This is a genomic window from Lactococcus sp. SK2-659 (genome assembly GCF_020218185.2).
Classification (GTDB): domain Bacteria; phylum Bacillota; class Bacilli; order Lactobacillales; family Streptococcaceae; genus Lactococcus; species Lactococcus lactis.
The window spans coordinates 153,096-171,987 of the sequence record NZ_JAIWQZ020000003.1; the positions used below are offsets into that span (position 1 = coordinate 153,096).

Below are 18,892 nucleotides of genomic sequence, written 5' to 3' on the forward strand. Positions count from 1 at the left end.
AAAGAAAGAAGATAAAGAAAACAAGGCTTGACTTTATTCTCTTTAAGTAGTCTTTAAAATTCATTTTATACAAAGGAGTCCCAATGATAAAAGCAATTGCCTTAGAAAATGTTTGGTTAAATTTTTCAGATGAAACAAAAGCGGCTTTCAAGAAAAATAAAGCTTACCAGTTTCAATTTAAAAAAGAAGAAGAGCTGACAGAATCAGATTTTCTGGAAACAGAAGTATTAGTTGGTCTGCCAAAGCCTGATTTATTAGCAAAATATAAAAATTTAAAATGGCTCCAACTTTTATCAGCTGGAACCAATGGTTATACTCAAGGAGCAAATTTTCCTCAAGAGGTAGTTTTGACAAATGCAACAGGAACTTATGGACTTACGATTTCTGAGCATTTACTAACAATGGCTTTCGTTCTTCTAAGAAAATTTGACCTTTATCAAAAACAACAAGAAAAAGAAATCTGGGAAAATATTGGTCAGATTCAATCTATTTATGGCTCAACAGTATTGGTTCATGGTTTAGGTGATATTGGAAGTCACTTTGCACAAAAGATTCAAGCTTTGGGAGGTCATGTCATTGCAGTCAAACGAACTGTTTATGGTGATGAAGAATTTGCTGATGAAGTCTATGCTGAAGCTGACCTAGACAAAGTTTTACCAAGAGCTGATATTATTGCTTCAAGTGTCCCTGGGACCCATGAAACTTATAAATTATTTAATCAAGAAAAATTTGATTTAATGAAAGAAAATGCTATTTTCCTAAATGTTGGTCGGGGAACAAATGTCGATTTAGAAGCCTTGTGTGATGCTCTTGAGTCTAAAAAAATTGCTGGGGCAGGAATTGACGTGACCGACCCAGAACCATTGCCTAAAGGTCACCGGGCTTGGCATACAGAACGACTATTAATCACTCCTCATGCTTCGGGCGGTTATACTCTTCCTGAAACATGGCGTCGCTTTATGAAAATATTGGAAAAAAATCTCGATGCCTATGCAAATGGTAAGGAATTGACGAATATTGTTGATATGAAAACAGGATATAAACGAAATGCTCACAAATAATATTTCAAAATCAAAATTAAGTGGAAAAAATATCGGTATTTATTTTGGAACTTTTGCTCCTCTGCATACGGGGCATCAGCAACAAATCTATAAATGTGCAAGTTTGAATGACGGGGTCTTGCTTGTCGTTTCCGGTTATGATAATGACCGTGGTGCCCAAATTGGCTTACCTCTTGAGAAACGATTTCGTTATTTGCGTGAAGCTTTTAATGATGAAGAAAATATTAAAGTTTCGATGCTTAATGAAAATGATTTACCAGAAATGCCTAATGGTTGGGACGAATGGGCAAATCGTTTATTTGAATTGATTCATCATAATACATTGGAGAGAGAGTTATCAGTCACTTTTTATGTCGGCGAATTAGAATACGCAGCAGAATTGAAGAAACGATTTCCAGCTGACGGGAATCAATATGCTGTTGAAATTGCTGACAGACATGATATTTCACTATCAGCTACACAAATTAGAGAAAATCCGCAAGAACACTGGACTCACATTAATCGCGTCTTTAGAAGACATTTTTCGAAAATTGTAACCGTCATGGGTTCAGCTTCAACAGGTAAATCAACCCTTGTTCGCCGTTTGGCACGTTCCATTAATGCCCCGTTTTCAGAAGAATACGCTAGAGAATATGAAGAAGCTTTTAATATTGATGATGATGAGTTGAAAATGGATGACTATGCTCGAATGATTACAGGTCAATATGATGCAAATTCTCGCGAAGTCAATTCTCCTGCTAACCAAGGAATTGTCTTTTTAGATACTGATGCCATTGTGACCAGAGTGTACGCTAAATTATACTTACCTAGAGAAGATTTCGAGCAGCTTGAACCTCTATTCAAGAAAACAATTGCAGATGAACGAATGGATTTAATTTTAGTCATTCCACCAATTACAGAATATATTGATGACGGCTTTCGTCATATGGAATGGGAAGAATCACGTCATGAATTTCATGAAGAATTGATGCGTCAATTAGCTGAGTTTGGATTAATGAATAAAGTTGTTATTTTAGATGACGAAGGAGATCACCGTGATCAGGAAGGATATTTAACACGTTATCATCATGCAATTGATGCTGTTCACGAATATACTGGTGTAAAAATTGACCGATTGAGCTATTAATTTTACTGACAGCTTTATTTAGAAAATAAAAAGTTACTGACAGATTTGTCAGTAACTTTTTTGTTCTTTATAAGAGCTTTTCAATCTTAATTAATTCTTCGTCAGTAAATTTCAAATGTTCTAAAGCTGCCACATTTTCAATGATTTGTTGCGGACGGCTTGCGCCAATTAAAGCAGAAGTGATGCCTTGAACCCTGTCATCTCTTTCTCGTAAAACCCAGGCCAAGGCCATTTGAGCTAAAGATTGTCCACGACTTTGAGCCAAATCATTAAGCGATTGGACTTGTTCCAATCTTTCTTTCGTAAGACTGTCATCATGCAAAGTTGCATAATGAGGATCACGCATTCGCGAATCTTCAGGAATACCATGTAAATATTTTCCGGTTAAGAGCCCTTGGTACAAAGGTTTAAAGGCGATTGTTCCTATCCCCGCCTCCGTCAAAGTTTCTTGCAAGTCATCTTCAATCCATCGATCTAGCATTGAATAACGAGGTTGATGAATCAAGAGTTTAAAGCCTAACTTTTCAGCCGCTAAGACCGCAGCTTCGGTTTCTTTGGCGGAATAATTGGACAAACCTACATAAAGTGCTTTTCCGCTATCCAGAGCGCTTTTTAAAGCCCCCATTGTTTCTTCAATCGGTGTATTTGGGTCAGGACGATGTGAATAAAAAATATCAACATAGTCAAGTCCCAAACGCTCCAAAGATTGATCAAGACTAGCCAGCAAACTTTTTTTGCTGCCCCAGTTTCCATAGGGTCCAGGCCACATTGGATAACCAGCTTTAGTTGAGATAATTAACTCATCACGCAGTTTTTGGAAATCTTCTTTCAAAATACGACCAAAATTACGTTCTGCTGAACCGGGTTCTGGTCCATAATTATTGGCCAAATCAAAATGAGTAATTCCTAAATCAAATGCCGTATGAATCATGTCCCTTGCATTTTCAAAATCATCTACCGAACCAAAATTATGCCAGAGTCCTAATGAAAGAGCAGGCAATAATAAACCAGAATTTCCAGCTGGGCGATAAATCATGTGGTCATAACGAGTGGGATTGGGAATATAAGTCATTACTTTCTCCTTAAAAATAGAAATATAAAACGATTTCAGGGAATTATAGCAAATGTAAGCGTCAAATGTTATAATTTTAGGATAGAAAACATTTTTTGATAACAACAAGCGAATCAATGGAGTAAAAATATGTCCAATTTAACCAATGCTGAATCCTATACTTGGCAAATTATTCAAGAAAACTATGAGAAAATTCCACAATTATCAATTTCAGAATTGGCAGAATTGGCTCATGTTTCTCTCTCAACTGTCAATCGAACAGTAAGAAAAAAAGGTTTTGAAGGTTATGGTGAATTTAGATATTCGATTCGTGAGAAAAAACTTCCTGAAATCAATGGTTTTTCCAAAGAAGTCCTGGGGGCTATTGCTAAAAATCAAGAAGAACTTTTGAAAACAATAGAAAATATCTCTGCTGAAGAAATTGAAAAAGCTGTGGAGTTGATTCAAGAATCAGAGGAAATCTTAATTTTTTCACGAGGCTTATCAACAAACGTTGCTGACGAACTGATGAAAAAGTTGCAACTTTTCCGTAAGCCCGTCAGTTTGCATGATGATTCAAAATACATGGCTTACTATGCCCGTTTTGTTAATGAAAAAAGCCTAATCATCGTTTTATCACTTTCAGGAGAAACAGTAGAAATTTTAAATGCTCTAAATATTGCCAAAGGACAAAATCCCAAAATATTATCCCTAACTGTTAATGCTAATTCCAGTCTGACCAATCTTTCAGATATTAGTTTGATTGGTTACAAGAGTAGTCTTGAGGTGAATTATTTTGATTTAGATGTTCATAGTAGACTCTCATTATCCATTTTATCAAGAGTTCTAATTGATGCTTACTCCATTTATACTTTAAAACAATAAAGCTTCGATATCAAGTCATATCGAGCTTTTTTTTATAAAAAGAGCAAAATAGAAAGGGTTTCCAAAAGATAAGCTGAAATTGGAAACCCTTTCTTAAATCAAAGTGTTATACTCTAAATGTGAGCGATTTCAAAATGAAATTGAAGACTGTTTCGCTTTTAAAAACTTATCCAAAATAAAAGTTTTCCCAACCAAGGATTACTCGTTTCAAAAGGCAAAACAGTAGCTTTGTAGATTTACTTATGAATTAAGTAGATTTAGTATAAAGGAGGATCCCCATGAAAGAGGGAAAAATGAAACAACGTTTATCGTACGCTTTTGGCGCATTAGGACATGATGTTTACTATTATTCAATTAGTACATTCTTCATCGCCTTTGTAACGGCACAAATGTTTGCTGGAACACCACATGAGGATGCGATGATTGCTTTAGTCACTAGTTTAGTCGTTATTATTCGTTTAATCGAAATTATTTTTGACCCAATCATTGGTTCAATTATTGATAATACCCACACAAGATGGGGAAAATTTAAACCTTGGTTGGTTGTTGGTGGGATTATGTCATCTTTGATGATTATGCTCATGTTTTCAGACTTCTTCGGACTAGCAAAAAGTGATAATCGTACATTATTTGCCATTGTCTTCATCATTGCCTTTATTATTCTTGACGCCTTTTATTCATTCAAAGACATTGCCTTCTGGTCAATGATTCCAGCGCTATCAGAAAAAAATTCTGAACGTGAAACACTTGGAACTTTCGCCCGTTTTGGCTCAGCAATTGGTGCGCAAGGGGCAACTATTTTAGCGATTCCAATTACAATTTTCTTTACTAAAGGTGGACATGCTCAAGGAGCAAGAGGATTCTTTGCTTTTGGTGTTATTGCCGCTTTGGTCCAAGGAATTTCGGCTTTGGTAACCGCTTGGGGAACTAAAGAACAAAAATCAGTTATTCGTCAAGAAGGAACCAAAACAAATACATTGGATGTATTTAAAGCGCTCCTAAAAAATGACCAATTAATGTGGTTGTCACTTTCATATATTTTATTTGCCATTGCTTATGTGGCAACAACAGCAACTTTGATTTTGAACTTTACTTTTGTTATTGGAAATGCTAGTCTTTATTCAATTACAGGAATTGTCGGATTCATTGGTTCAATCATTCTCGTTCCAATGTTTCCGATTTTAGCTAAAAAATTTGGACGACGCAAAGTTTTGACTGGAGCAATCATTTCAATGCTTCTTGGTTATCTCTTGTTCGTTTTAGGAAGTTCGGTAGCAATGACTGTTGCTGGATTAATCTTCTTAACTGCGCCCTATCAACTTGTTTTCTTGTCAGTATTAATGACAATTACTGACTCGGTAGAATATGGTCAATGGAAAAATGGAGTACGTAATGAAGCCGTAACGCTTGCCATGCGTCCATTGCTTGATAAAATTGCCGGTGCTTTCTCAAATGGTATCTATGGATTTGTGGCAATTTCAGCAGGAATGACAGGTTCAAAATATATCTCTGGTCACACTTACGGTGTGGCAACATTTAAACTCTACTCATTTGTAGTTCCAGCCATTTTGATGATTATCGCTTTAGCAATTTATTTATTCAAAGTTAAATTGACTGAAAAACGTCACGAAGAAATTGTTGCAGAACTCGAAGAACGTTTAAAATAGGTAAATAATTTACTGACAGCTTTTGTAAGATAGAAAATAAAAAGATGAAATTCGTTTAATCTGTCATCAGTAAATCTGTCAGTAGAATTTTTAAAATTTGATTAAAGGTCATTATAGTTAGGAAATATCATGGAAATTAAAATAAGAGATTTTGGCTTAGGAAGTGACTTAATTAGTCTAACCAATAAAGCAGGTGTCACAATTTCTTTTACAAATCTCGGCGCTCGGATTGTTGACTGGCAAAAAGATGGAAAGCATCTGATTCTAGGCTTTGATTCAGCTAAAGAATATTTAGAAAAAGATGCCTATCCTGGTGCAACAGTTGGACCCACAGCAGGAAGAATTAAGGATGGTTTGGTCAAAATTTCTGGGAAAGATTATATCTTAAATCAAAATGAAGGCCATCAAACCTTACATGGTGGGGAAGAAAGCATTCATACTAAACTTTGGACATATGAAGTTACCGATTTAGGAGCTGAAGTTCAAGTCAAATTTTCCTTAGTTTCTAATGACGGAACAAATGGTTATCCTGGTAAAATAGAAATGTCAGTAACTCACTCTTTTGATGATGACAATAAGTGGAAAATTCATTATGATGCCATTTCTGATAAAGACACTGTGTTTAATCCAACTGGGCATGTCTATTTTAATTTGAATGGTGATGCTAGTGAATCTGTTGAAAATCATGGACTTCGACTGGCCGCTTCAAGATTTGTTCCTTTAAAAGACCAAACAGAAATTGTTCGTGGTGATATTGTTGATATAAAAAATACAGACTTGGATTTCCGTCAGGAAAAACAATTATCAAATGCCCTCAATTCTAATATGGAACAAGTTCAATTAGTTAAAGGAATTGACCATCCTTTCTTGTTAGACCAGTTAGGACTTGATAAAGAACAAGCTCGTTTAACGCTTGATGATACTTCAATTTCAGTCTTTACTGACCAACCAAGTATTGTGATATTTACAGCAAATTTTGGTGATTTAGGAACTCTTTATCATGGGAAAAAGCAGGTGCACCATGGTGGAATTACTTTTGAATGTCAAGTTTCACCTGGGTCTGAGCAAATTCCGGAGCTTGGAGATATCAGCCTAAAAGCGGGAGAAAAATATCAAGCAACCACAATTTATAGCTTGCATATAAAATAAAGAAATAAATTTAGAGGAGAGAAGAAATGTCTATAGTTGTAGAAAATAGTACTGTATTATCAGCATTAACAGAAAAATTTGCAGAAGTTTTTGGAGATACAAAAGAAGTTGAATACTTTTTTAGCCCAGGACGAATTAATTTGATTGGTGAACATACCGATTACAATGGGGGATATGTTTTCCCAGCATCAATCACAATTGGAACAACAGGACTAGCTCGTCTGAGAGAAGATAAAAAAGTCAAACTTTACTCAGAAAATTTTCCTAAATTAGGCGTCATTGAATTTGAATTAGATGAAGTTGAAAAGAAAGATGGTGAGCTTTGGTCTAATTATGTTAAAGGAATGATTGTCATGCTTAAAGGAGCAGGATATGAAATTGACAAAGGTTTTGAATTGTTGATAAAAGGAGAAATTCCTACAGCATCTGGCCTTTCATCATCAGCATCACTTGAGCTTTTAGTCGGCGTTGTTTTGGATGATTTATTTAACTTAAATGTTCCACGTCTTGAATTGGTTCAATTAGGACAAAAAACAGAAAATGATTATATTGGTGTTAATTCTGGAATTTTAGACCAATTCGCTATTGGTTTTGGTGAAGTCAAAAAAGCAATCCTATTGGACTGTAACACTCTAAAATATGAGATGGTTCCTGTTGAACTTCGTGATTATGATATTGTTATCATGAATACTAACAAACCGCGGGCTTTGACAGAATCAAAATACAACGAACGTTTTGCTGAAACACGTGAAGCGCTCAAAAGAATGCAAACGAGATTGGACATTCAATCACTTGGAGAATTATCAAATGAAGAATTTGATGCCAATACTGATTTGATTGGGGATGAAACATTAATTAAACGTGCACGTCATGCCGTTTATGAAAATAATCGAACTAAAATTGCTCAAAAAGCATTTGTTGCAGGTAATTTGACAAAATTTGGAGAACTTCTTAATGCTTCACATGCTTCTTTGAAAGATGATTATGAAGTCACAGGACTTGAACTTGATACCTTAGCAGAAACTGCTCAAAAACAAGCCGGTGTCTTGGGGGCCAGAATGACTGGAGCCGGATTTGGCGGTTGTGCAATCGCTCTTGTTGCTCATGACAATGTTTCAGCCTTTGAAAAAGCCGTCGGCCAAGTTTACGAAGAAGTTGTCGGTTATCCAGCAAGCTTTTACGTCGCTCAAATTGGTTCTGGTTCAACAAAGTTGGATGTTGAATAAATCAAATAATATTAAAAAATTTTTATGAGTGATTTAAGTGAGTTAACATTAAATTAGTGATAGCACAAATTCAAGCACTCAAAACTAAGTGCTTGAATTTTGTATTCATTTCCAAAACTCACTAATCAAGACAAAGCAAGAACTTTACTTACAGAAGTAAATTAGAAAGTATTTTATGTCAATTTATCAATCAATTCAAGATTTTATTAGTCTTGCTTTACAAAATGGAACGATTGAGCCACTTGATGAGCTCTATCACAGAAATCAACTTCTTCATTTTCTTGGTCTAAATGATTGGGCAGAAGTCGATAAAGAAGCTCACGAGAAAGATTCCTTGATTTTAATGGATCAACTTTTAGCGATTGCAAATGAAAATAATGTGATTGAAAAAGGACAAGATGAATTTTATGAAGCTGCTCTGATGAATTTTATTACACCACGCCCAAGTAAAATCAATCATGATTTCTGGGAAAAATATAAAACATCTCCAGATGCAGCAACTCAATATTTTTATGAACTGGCACAGCAAGTGAACCAAGTAAAAACTCGAGATATTGCACGTAATATTGCCTTTAGTCATTTGACAAAATATGGAAAACTTGAAATAACGATTAATCTCTCAAAACCAGAAAAAGACCCCAAAGCCATTGCGGCAGCTAAATTAGTAAAGGTTTCCTCTTATCCAGCCTGTCAACTTTGTTTGGAAAACGAAGGATTTTATGGCATAGGAAATAAACCTGCTCGTTCTAATCATCGAATCATTCAAGTTTCAATTAACGGCGAAGACTGGGGCTTCCAATATTCTCCTTATGCCTATTTTAATGAACACTCGATTTTACTAAATGCTAAACATCAACCAATGGAAATTAATAAACGTGCTTTTGATAATTTATTGGGATTTCTAGATCAATTTCCTGATTATATGATTGGTTCTAATGCAGATTTACCAATTGTTGGAGGGTCAATTTTGACCCATGACCATTATCAAGCTGGCCGTTATGAATTTCCGATGGCAAAAGCAGAACTTCGAGAAGAAATTAAACTTCAACATTTTCCAGATGTTTCTTGTGGAATTGTGAATTGGCCAATGTCTGTTCTAAGATTATCAAGTAAAAACCAAGTAGAACTTTCAAAAGCTGCAGATGAACTTTTAAAAAAATGGCAAGTTTATAGTGATGAAAGTCTTCAAATCAAAGCTAAAAGTGCTGACGGAAAGCTTCATCATACAATTACTCCGATTGCTCGAATTCGAGAGGGGAAATATGAATTAGATTTAGTTTTACGAGATAATAATACAAGTGAAATTTATCCAGATGGAATTTTTCATCCACATCCAGCCCTACACCATATCAAAAAAGAAAATATTGGTTTGATTGAAGTGATGGGACTTGCAATTTTACCAGCCAGGTTAAAGACAGAACTTTTGGAAGTTGAAAAATATCTCTTGAATCAAGAAAATGAGATGTCAGAAATTCACAGACCATGGGCTGAAGAATTGAAAAAGACAGAATATTTTTCAAAAGAAACAGTGCATGAAACAGTTCAGGGAGCAGTTGGAGAAGTATTTGAACAGGTGTTGAAAGATGCCGGAGTATTCAAAGATAATCAAGAGGGACAAGCTGGTTTCCATAGATTTATTAATTTTATAAATGCTTAATCCTAAAACTAAGTTTAAAATTTATTGAGTGATATTAGCTATCATAATTGTTAGTGTTTCCAAAAAGTGATACAAATTCTCAATAATTTGATATAATGTATAGAAAATGGAGGTTCTTATGACGGTTTTAGTTCTTGGTGGAGCAGGATACGTGGGAAGTCACGCGGTAGATATGCTTCTTAAACGTGGTTACGATGTGGCAGTGGTGGATAATTTAGTGACAGGCCACCGTGAATCTGTTCCAGCAAATGTACGCTTTTACGAGGGTGATGTGCGTGATCATGCTTTCTTAGCTAGTGTTTTTGAAAAAGAAAATATTGAAGGAATCATGCATTTTTGTGCTTACTCTTTAGTGGGTGAGTCAATGCAAAAACCTTTAATGTATTTTAATAATAATGTTGGTGGTGCTCAAGTAATTCTAGAAACGATGGAAGAATTCGGAGTAAAACATATTGTTTTCTCAAGTACAGCAGCTACATTTGGAATTCCAGAAAAAAGTCCAATTTCAGAAAAAACACCTCAAAAACCAATTAATCCTTATGGTGAAAGCAAATTAATCATGGAAAAAATGATGAAATGGCAATCGCAAGCAACTGATATGACTTATGTCGCTTTGCGTTATTTCAATGTTGCTGGGGCTAAGGATGATGGTTCAATTGGTGAAGCTCATAAAAATGAAACACATTTGATTCCAATTATTTTGCAAACAGCACTTGGCCAAAGGAAATTCATTACTATTTATGGTGATGACTATCACACGCCTGATGGAACTTGTATTCGTGATTATATTGATATGGAAGATTTGATTGAAGCACACATCAAAGCACTAGAGTATCTTAAAGCGGGCGGTCAGTCTGACCAATTTAATCTCGGTTCAAGTAAAGGTTATTCAAATCTTGAAGTACTTGAAACAGCACGAAAAGTAACAGGTAAAGAAATTCCAAGCCAAATGGGTGAACGCCGTGCAGGAGACCCAGATGAACTAGTTGCTGATTCAACAAAAGCTGGTGAAATTTTGGGTTGGAAAGCACAAAATGATTTAGAGCACATTATTACGAACGCTTGGAAATGGCACCAAAGTCATCCAAAAGGTTACTGATAAATTATCTAAAGTTCGAAAAAAAGCTCAATTTTTTGAGCTTTTTTATATGTAATCGTCATGAAAATGTAATGATAATTGTGATAATTATTAATAAAAAAATTTGATATAATGAAGTGGATGAAAAAAAGACAGTTAAGAAGAAATAAAAATAAATTTAAAAGGCTTTCTCTGACTTTTATTGCTTTAGTTATCGTTCTTTCTGGAACAATTTTCGTCCTCTCTTGGTCGAAAGCTCAGCATTCACATGCTAAAAGTGATAATGGAACGAGTTTGTCAACGACAGCGGAAGTTAAGGAGAGTACTTCCTTAACTTCGAATTCGAATAAGCAAATAATTTATCCTACGATTTATATTGCAGGTTCAAGTGGCAGTGTTACACCAGTGGATTGGTTAGTTCAACGGCTACTTCCGATTGAAAATGTACCCGCTCATAAATCTTTGTCAATTACTGCAGATACTAATAAAAATAATATATTAAAAATTGAAGGACAAATTTCACAAGATAACCAGTATCCGATGATTGAATTTGGGACAGTAAAAGGAACTGACTCTGGTTCGATATATTCTGCAGGATTACAAAAAGTAGTATCTTATTTGATGCAGAATTATCAGATTCCTTGGATTAATCTCGTCGGTTATTCTTCAGGAGGGACCGGTGCTGTGTACTATATGATTGATACAGCCAATAATCCAAATTTCCCTCCTGTTAATAAATATGTATCTTTGGATGGGGAATACAATAAAGGAACTAATCTCCAATACGGAGAGAGTTTGACTAATGTCATACAAAACGGACCATTAATTAAAACACAAATGTATCAATACATCGAAGAAAACTATGAAAGAATATCTCCGAAAGTTCAAATGTTGCTATTGGAAGGAGATTTTAATAGTGCAAAGCAGACAGATAGCGCTATTCCTTGGGCAGATAGTTTTTCAATTTATCATCTTTTCAAGAACAACGGAAATGAAATAACTTCAACTTTATATCCAACTAAAACGAGCCATTCACAAGCTCCAAAAAATCCAACTGTAGTAAAATATGTTAAAAATTTTCTATACGGAACACCATAAAAAACTCGGAATTAAGATTCCGAGTTTTTTTGAAGAGTTTCATAGTAATGATGTTTTTTTTGTAAAATAAAATCTAAGTGACCTTCTAAATCAGTAATTTGTTGGCGTAAAATTCGCTCTTGTTCAACTAAAAGTGAAATACGTTGAATAATTGTTGAATCGCCTTGTTCTCTTAAGCGAGAATAATCTTGGATTTTTGCAAGAGGCATTCCTGTTGCTTTAGCTCTTTTGATAAAGTAAATCCATTCAAGGTCAGCTTCTGTAAACTCTCGATAATTACTAGAGTTTCGAGCAGGTTTTAATAAATCAAGTTCTTCATAATAACGAAGAGTAGCGATTGGAAGTTCTGTCAGTAAAGCTATTTCTGAAATTTTATAAGTTTTAGTCATTTTTTTCTCTTTTTCGCTTGCCCTCAAGTTAACTTGAGGGTTTATAATGATTTTATCATAGAAAGCTGGTAAATAAAATGGACAAAAAAGAAATTGGTTTAAAAAATTTAGCGAAAATTGATGGAGCAGCTGCTGAAGTTGTTTTTGATTCACTCAAAGATCTTGCACCAGACTTGAATGATATGATGCTAGAATTTGCTTTTGGAACGATTTATGAGCGAGGAGTTCTCAATTTTAAACAGCGTGAAATGATTACTATCACCAGTTTGTTGACTCAAGGAGGCTGTGAAAATCAATTGCGAGTGCATATTCAAGCTTCGTTAAATGTTGGACTAACGCAAGAAGAAATTATTGAAACTTTTATTCACTGTGTTCCTTATGTCGGTTTTCCAAGAATTTTAAATGCTATCTTTGTTGCTAAGGAAATTTTTACTGACAGAAAGTAAAAAAGTTACTGATGAATTTCTGTCATAGGATAGCTGTTACTGCTTTAGCAGTCTACAGATATGCTAGTAGTTTCATCAGTAACTTTTTATTGCTCTTGTTCAATGGTTCCAGCATTAACATGGAAAATACTCAGATTTTCAGGTAAATTTTTAAGATGATCAAGAGTGGTTGTAGTTATAAAAGTTTGTGTTTTACCCAAACTTGTTTCAATCAAATCAAGTTGACGATGATTGTCTAATTCACTCATGACATCATCTAAAAGTAAAATCGGATACTCACCAGTCTCTTCAAAAATTAAATCAATCTCTGCTAATTTAATTGAGAGAGCAACGGTTCGTTGTTGTCCTTGACTACCAAAATCAGCAACATTGATCTCATTGATAAAAAATTGTAAATCGTCACGGTGAGGGCCAACCGATGTTTGATGCCTAAAAATATCATGGTCTTGTCTGCTCAATAATTCTTTTGAAAAGTCAGTTTTCACATTTTGATTATAAATGATTTTTAAATTTTCTTTACCATGAGTAAGTTGCTCATGGATTTTTTTTGCATGAACTTCAAGATTATCAATAAAATTTTGCCGCTCAAGCATGATTTTATTACCATGTTCAGCTAATTGTCCGTCAAGAACACTTAAAAAATTTTTATCAATTTTGTCTTTATCAAATTTTAAATAAGCATTCCGTTCTTTTAACGCACGATTATATCGCATGGAATCATAAAGGTAAACCGCATGAATTTGTCCTAGTTCAATATCCATAAATTTTCTGCGGGTAGCAGGAGAACCTTTGACCAATTCCAAATTTTCAGGTGCAAACATCAAGATTTTTAGTTGACCAATGTAGTCGGCTAAGCGATTTTCTTTGAGATGATTGGCTTTAGCAATTCTCCCTTTGGGACTTAATTGAACTTCAAGTGGAACAGTTGCATGAGCTTTTTCAACGACTCCTGAGACCTTCATTTCTTGTTGCGACCAAGAAATGAGCTCTTTATCGTGACTTGTTCTGTGACTACGAGTGAGTGCTAAAAAATGAATCGCCTCAAGAATATTTGTTTTCCCTTGAGCATTTTGTCCTAAAAAAATATTGAGATTAGGATGAAAATCAAGTTTTAATTCCTCATAATTACGAAAATTTTTGAGTTCAATTGCTTTGAGTTTCATTATTTTCTACCAGGAAAACGTGGCGGAGCTTTTTTAGCTGGTTTTGTCGTCTTGTTTTCCGCGTTCATTTTTTTCACAATAGCTTTAACACGCGCTTCTTCAACTTTTTCTGCTTCATGTTCTTTAATCGCATCAGCGTCAGCTTGCTCAAAAGTAACTTTTAAATCAAAAGTTGGAAATTCTAATAAATCTCCGTCACGGAGTTTTTTGCCACGACGATTTTCAGCTTCGCCATTATAGAAAATATTTCCTTCGTTTTCAGCAAGGAAAATTTTTGCTTGACCTCCTGTTGAAATTAATCCAAGTTCTTTCAAAACTTGTCCGAGTGTGATATATTCTTCAAATAAAATGTATTTTTTCATAGTCTTATTTTAACATAAATCTGAAATTTAGTTCATTGGAAATTTAGAAATTTATTGAATAAAATAAGGAAACTTTAAGATAAAAATTATTCGTCATTTTCGTTAGGAAATCTCACAAAATTGCTTCAGTTTTTGGTATAATAAAGGTTGCCTTAATAACTAGAAAAAGCTTGATAAAATAGGAAAGTGATAGTCAATTGACAGAAATTAAAATGGCAGATGGAGTGATGCTTCATCTCATTAAAGAAAGCAAATTTAAAACAGTAAGACTAATGGTTCGTTTTCGTGAAGAAATGTCAGCTGACACCCTTGGAAAACGTGTCCTTATTTCTAATATGCTCGAAAGCACTAATGCGGTTTATCAAACCGGAAAAGATTTTAGTCGCAAATTATCTGAAATGTATGGCGCTTCGTTTACGACAGGAGTGGCTAAAAAAGGGAAACAACATTTACTTTCTCTTAATATGAGTATCGTAAATCCTAAACTTGTTGATTTTGATACTTTGGGAGCAGCAGTCGATTTCTTGAAAATTGCAATTTTTCAACCCGATGCTGCTAATGGTCAATTCAATCCCGAAATTTTCAAAAGAGAGCAAAGAAATTTATTGCATTATTTGGCCTCAATGAATGATGACCGTTCTTATTATGCCAGTCGTCAGTTGTCTAATTTATTCTTTGAAGATGAAAATCAAGCACTACCAAGTGTTGGAACGAGCGAATTGATTGCCAAAGAAAATCCAAAAGCCGTTTTTGAATATTATCAAAAAATGCTGACAGACAATGCCATTGATATCTTTGTCTTAGGTGATGTAGATGAAAAACGAATGATTGAACGATTCTCAGACTTCAATTTTACTGACAGAGCTGTCAGTAAAGAAATTTTTTATCAACAATCACTGACAGAAAGCTCAGTAGTGACAGATGAAAAAGAGGTTGCTCAATCTATTTTGCAATTCGCTTATCAAATGCCAATTGCTTATGGAGACAAAAACTACCTTGCTTTGCAAGTGATGAATGGACTTTTGGGAGGTTTTGCTCATTCAAAACTCTTTACCAATGTTCGGGAAAAAGCAAGTTTAGCCTATTCAATTTCTTCAACTTTTGATTCTTTCACAGGTTTTCTAAAAATTGCAGCTGGAATTGACGTTGAAAATTATGAAGAAGCCAAAAGTTTAATCTTTGAACAATTAGAAGCCATAAAATCAGGAGATTTTACAGAATTAGAAGTTGAGCAAACCAAAACAATGTTACGAAATGCTTATTTTGTGGGGCAGGATTCGCCGTCAAACACGATTGAGCTAGAGTATGTAAAAGCACTTATTCCAGATAAATTTTTACCGATGTCTGAATTTTTAAATGCCCTCGAATCTGTTTCAAAAGCCGATTTGATTAGCGTTGCAAAATCATTAAATCTGCAGGCAGAATACTTTATGAAAGGATTTACTGTGAATCAGGAAAAAATGGAGGTCAGCCTTGAAAAGTAAGTTTTATGAAAAAATAGGTGAGAGATTATTTACAGATATTTTGCCTAATGGCTTGACAGTTTATTATCTTCCAAAAGCAGATTACAATCGAACTTACGGCTTGTTCACTACAAATTTTGGTTCACTTGATACAAGTTTTGTCCCATTGGGAGAAAGTGAATTTCAGACTTTTCCAGAAGGAATCGCCCATTTCTTAGAGCATAAACTTTTTGAAAAAGAAGAGGGTGATGTCATGTATAAGTTTGGAGCTTTGGGAGCTCAAACTAATGCTTTTACAAGTTTTTCAAGGACTTCATACCTTTTTTCTACTCGCGAAAATTCTTATGAATGTACAGAACTTTTACTTGATTTTGTCCAAAAACCTTATTTTACAAAAGAAAATGTTGAAAAAGAACAAGGAATTATTCAACAAGAAATCCAAATGTATCAAGATGACAGCGATTGGCGTCTTTTTGCAGGACTTTTGGAAAAAATGTACCCTGATTCTCCTTTAGCAGCTGATATTGCTGGGACACCGGCAACAATTAATGCCATTACGGCAGATGATTTGTATAAAAATTATGAAGTTTTTTATCATCCTAAAAATATGAATTTGTTCCTAACAGGTCCTTTTGATATTGAGATGATGTCAGACTTTGTAAGAAGTAATCAAGCTAAAAAAGACTTTGCTGATTTAGCAGAAATTCAAAGAAAAGAAATTAAAGCGAGCGAACCAATTTCGGGAGAGAGTTTGGAACTTGAAGTCGCCATGCCAAAATTTGCTTTGGGTCTGCGCGGTGAAGACCAACTTTCAAGTGACTCAAAGACCCTATTTAAATATAAATTAGCCAATCAACTTTTTCTCGATTTGCTTTTTGGTAGAACCAGTCAGCGCTATGAAGAGCTTTATAATTCAGGCCTAATCGACGATTCCTTTGGTTTCTCCTTTGATTTGGACAAGAGATTTCATTTTGCAGTGTTGACTGCTGACACAGAAAATCCGCAAATTTTAGGTCAAACTTTGCAAGAAGCCATAAAAAGTTATAAAATAGATAGAGATTTTAGTGAGGAACATCTCGACTTACTCAAAAGAGAAATGTTGGGAGATTATTTTAGTTCATTAAATTCGCTTGAATATATTGCGAATCAATTTTCATCAGAAATTTATGGTGACTTAACTTTCTTTGATTTCCCTGAAATTTTGAAAGAATTAAGTCTGTCAGAAATTGAAAAATTTGCTGACCAATTTATTTCTGAGATGAAAAAAGTAGAATTTACAATTTTACCTAAATAAATCCCTCTGTCAGTAAGACAGGAAAGCTAAAAATCTACTGACAGAAATTTAAGCATATCCGTAAGGGACTAAAGTCCCAACGGCTATCCTTTGACAGAAATTCAAGCCTATTAAAATCTTTCTGTCAGTAAAATAAAAGTCGCTCAAAGTTTCAGTGAAACTTTGTCAGCGCAATTTCTAAGGCGAGATAGTAAAAATCTCCAAAATAAACAAAGAACAGTGATAATTAACAATCGATGTGCAGTACAAAAATGAAGGGAGGATATGTTGACAATCAAAACAATCGGACAAGTCTTAAAAGAAAAGCGGACATCGCTTGGACTTGATCTTTCTGAAGCAGAACAATTAACTCAAGTACAAAAATTATATATCGTAGCACTGGAGACAGATGACTATAAAGCCCTACCGGGTGATTTTTACATTAAAGCTTACCTCAAACAATATGCAGAAAAATTGGGGTTGAATGCAGATAGAATTATTCAAGCCTATGATGAAGGCAAAGGAATCACAGTTGAGGATAAAGAGGATATCCTAGAAAATTATCATTTTGTGAAACCGAGTGAGCGAGTAGAACCTGAGGAAGAAGTGCCAAAAACATGGCGTCATTATGTACCAATTATTTCTTTATCAGCAGCGGCATTATTAATTGTAGTAGGTGTTTTTGCAGCGGTAATTATGAATAAACCAGAAACACCAGATTTAATAACCAATGATTATTCTTATTCAAAGAGTGAAGTTAGTACTTCTAAGTCTTCTACAAGCTCTACAAAACCATCAGAAAGTAGTACACAAGCAAGTAGTAGTACACCTGAACCAACAATTGCTATCTCAGGCTCAAGTTCGGCATTGATTGCCACAATTTCTAATATTTCTGACCCTATAAAAGTTGATTTTTCAGTTGCAGCAGGACGAACAATTTGGGTTGGCATGACGAATTCCAATGTTCCAGCAACTGGTCAAACATTATCTGATGGAGCAAATAGTCTGTCTGCTTTAGTGACAACAGGCGCAGAAAATTCAGTAATTACACTTGGAAGTGTTCAAGGGCTTACCATTACGGTTAATGGAAAAGCTCTTGATTTATCATCACTAACCACAACTGGACCAAATAAAATTACTTTACAAATTAATCGAACGACAAGCAATTCAGCTGCTCAATAAATAAAAGTTGAGGCTTATTTTAAGCTGTAAAAGGAGAACTATGAAAGAGAAATTACCCAATCAATTGACAATGGCAAGGATTTTTATGATTCCAATCTTTGTGATTTTATTTTATTTACCAGAAGGTGCACATTTTAATGGTTTTGTTTCACAAGACCATAGTTCAGTGATGTGGGTTATCGCAGCAATTGTATTTGCCGTAGCCTCATTTACTGACTGGCTTGATGGATATCTCGCCCGTAAATGGCATGTTGTCAGCAATTTTGGTAAATTTGCTGACCCATTGGCCGATAAAATGCTCAATATGGTTGCCTTCGTTGTTCTTGTTGGACTTCATGTTGTTCCAATGTGGGCTGTTACAATTATCATTTGCCGTGAGCTTGCGGTTACAGGATTGCGCCTCTTACTCGTTGAACAAGGTGGAGTTGTTATGGCGGCTGCAATGCCTGGTAAAATCAAAACTGCCACACAAATGTTGAGCGTTATTTTCCTTTTCATTGGAAATCCCTTGTATATAGGAACAGTCCTCTTTTATGTTTGTGTCTTCTTTACCATTTATAGTGGCTATGACTATTTTGCTAAAAATATGCAAGTTTTTAGAAATGCTGATTAATCA

The 18,892-nt window shown here is 34.7% G+C and carries 17 protein-coding genes and 1 pseudogene; 14 read left to right on the forward strand and 4 right to left on the reverse strand.

The features are described 5' to 3' along the window. Positions 1 to 83 precede the first annotated feature (83 nt). Both LDP15_RS10840 and LDP15_RS10845 read left to right on the forward strand, forming a co-directional pair. A complete protein-coding gene (locus tag LDP15_RS10840; RefSeq protein WP_015427102.1) occupies positions 84 to 1,061 on the forward strand; it encodes a D-2-hydroxyacid dehydrogenase in 978 nt (325 codons plus the stop codon). Continuing rightward, entirely contained in the window at positions 1,048 to 2,187 is a 1,140-nt protein-coding gene (locus LDP15_RS10845; protein ID WP_015427101.1) for a nicotinamide-nucleotide adenylyltransferase, read from the forward strand. The genes LDP15_RS10840 and LDP15_RS10845 overlap by 14 nt, the downstream gene beginning before the upstream one ends. Before the next feature lie 67 nt (positions 2,188 to 2,254). Here the strand turns inward: LDP15_RS10845 and mgrA are convergent, their stop codons facing one another. Beyond that, a complete protein-coding gene (mgrA, locus tag LDP15_RS10850) occupies positions 2,255 to 3,259 on the reverse strand; it encodes an L-glyceraldehyde 3-phosphate reductase (protein WP_015427100.1) in 1,005 nt (334 codons plus the stop codon). Positions 3,260 to 3,385: 126 nt separating this feature from the next. On the opposite strand from mgrA, the pseudogene LDP15_RS10855 reads away from it, so the two are divergent. The 7 genes and pseudogenes from LDP15_RS10855 to LDP15_RS10885 all read left to right on the forward strand — a co-directional run. Further along, positions 3,386 to 4,123 (forward strand): annotated as a pseudogene (locus LDP15_RS10855) (MurR/RpiR family transcriptional regulator); the annotation flags it as partial. Between the two features lie 278 nt (positions 4,124 to 4,401). Further along, complete coding sequence (locus LDP15_RS10860) at positions 4,402 to 5,790, forward strand: glycoside-pentoside-hexuronide (GPH):cation symporter (RefSeq protein ID WP_015427099.1); 1,389 nt, start codon at positions 4,402 to 4,404, stop codon at positions 5,788 to 5,790. Positions 5,791 to 5,919: 129 nt separating this feature from the next. Next, the gene (gene galM / locus LDP15_RS10865; RefSeq protein ID WP_225513524.1) at positions 5,920 to 6,939 is read left to right on the forward strand and encodes a galactose-1-epimerase; all 1,020 of its coding nucleotides are present in this window, start codon (positions 5,920 to 5,922) and stop codon (positions 6,937 to 6,939) included. 26 nt (positions 6,940 to 6,965) lie between these two features. Continuing rightward, positions 6,966 to 8,165 (forward strand): galactokinase, encoded by a 1,200-nt coding sequence (locus LDP15_RS10870; protein WP_015427097.1) that lies wholly within the window; start codon positions 6,966 to 6,968, stop codon positions 8,163 to 8,165. 175 nt (positions 8,166 to 8,340) lie between these two features. After that, positions 8,341 to 9,822 (forward strand): UDP-glucose--hexose-1-phosphate uridylyltransferase, encoded by a 1,482-nt coding sequence (locus LDP15_RS10875; RefSeq protein WP_136122561.1) that lies wholly within the window; start codon positions 8,341 to 8,343, stop codon positions 9,820 to 9,822. A 118-nt stretch (positions 9,823 to 9,940) separates the two neighbouring features. After that, positions 9,941 to 10,921, forward strand: coding sequence for a UDP-glucose 4-epimerase GalE (gene galE / locus LDP15_RS10880; RefSeq protein ID WP_042230624.1), 981 nt, complete (start codon positions 9,941 to 9,943; stop codon positions 10,919 to 10,921). Between the two features lie 120 nt (positions 10,922 to 11,041). After that, complete coding sequence (locus tag LDP15_RS10885; protein ID WP_042230622.1) at positions 11,042 to 11,998, forward strand: alpha/beta hydrolase; 957 nt, start codon at positions 11,042 to 11,044, stop codon at positions 11,996 to 11,998. Between the two features lie 11 nt (positions 11,999 to 12,009). Here the strand turns inward: LDP15_RS10885 and LDP15_RS10890 are convergent, their stop codons facing one another. Next, complete coding sequence (locus LDP15_RS10890) at positions 12,010 to 12,387, reverse strand: MerR family transcriptional regulator (protein ID WP_015427093.1); 378 nt, start codon at positions 12,385 to 12,387, stop codon at positions 12,010 to 12,012. A gap of 77 nt (positions 12,388 to 12,464) precedes the next feature. On the opposite strand from LDP15_RS10890, the gene LDP15_RS10895 reads away from it, so the two are divergent. Next, complete coding sequence (locus tag LDP15_RS10895; RefSeq protein ID WP_015427092.1) at positions 12,465 to 12,833, forward strand: carboxymuconolactone decarboxylase family protein; 369 nt, start codon at positions 12,465 to 12,467, stop codon at positions 12,831 to 12,833. An 86-nt stretch (positions 12,834 to 12,919) separates the two neighbouring features. On the opposite strand, the gene recF is transcribed toward LDP15_RS10895, so the two are convergent. Together recF and yaaA are read right to left on the reverse strand one after the other, a co-directional pair. Beyond that, positions 12,920 to 13,996 carry a DNA replication/repair protein RecF gene (recF, locus tag LDP15_RS10900; RefSeq protein ID WP_015427091.1) on the reverse strand — a complete coding sequence of 359 codons (1,077 nt, stop codon included), beginning with the start codon at positions 13,994 to 13,996 and terminating at the stop codon, positions 12,920 to 12,922. After that, positions 13,996 to 14,358, reverse strand: coding sequence for a S4 domain-containing protein YaaA (gene yaaA / locus LDP15_RS10905; RefSeq protein ID WP_004254746.1), 363 nt, complete (start codon positions 14,356 to 14,358; stop codon positions 13,996 to 13,998). The genes recF and yaaA overlap by 1 nt, the downstream gene beginning before the upstream one ends. A gap of 197 nt (positions 14,359 to 14,555) precedes the next feature. On the opposite strand from yaaA, the gene yfmF reads away from it, so the two are divergent. From yfmF to pgsA, 4 genes are all read left to right on the forward strand, one after another. Then, the gene (yfmF, locus tag LDP15_RS10910; RefSeq protein ID WP_225513525.1) at positions 14,556 to 15,842 is read left to right on the forward strand and encodes an EF-P 5-aminopentanol modification-associated protein YfmF; all 1,287 of its coding nucleotides are present in this window, start codon (positions 14,556 to 14,558) and stop codon (positions 15,840 to 15,842) included. Next, positions 15,832 to 17,115 carry an EF-P 5-aminopentanol modification-associated protein YfmH gene (gene yfmH, locus LDP15_RS10915; RefSeq protein ID WP_029344435.1) on the forward strand — a complete coding sequence of 428 codons (1,284 nt, stop codon included), beginning with the start codon at positions 15,832 to 15,834 and terminating at the stop codon, positions 17,113 to 17,115. The genes yfmF and yfmH overlap by 11 nt, the downstream gene beginning before the upstream one ends. A 264-nt stretch (positions 17,116 to 17,379) precedes the next feature. Beyond that, positions 17,380 to 18,276 (forward strand): RodZ family helix-turn-helix domain-containing protein, encoded by an 897-nt coding sequence (locus tag LDP15_RS10920; RefSeq protein WP_015427088.1) that lies wholly within the window; start codon positions 17,380 to 17,382, stop codon positions 18,274 to 18,276. A 40-nt stretch (positions 18,277 to 18,316) separates the two neighbouring features. Continuing rightward, positions 18,317 to 18,889 carry a CDP-diacylglycerol--glycerol-3-phosphate 3-phosphatidyltransferase gene (pgsA, locus tag LDP15_RS10925; protein WP_015427087.1) on the forward strand — a complete coding sequence of 191 codons (573 nt, stop codon included), beginning with the start codon at positions 18,317 to 18,319 and terminating at the stop codon, positions 18,887 to 18,889. The last annotated feature ends 3 nt before the right edge of the window (positions 18,890 to 18,892 follow it).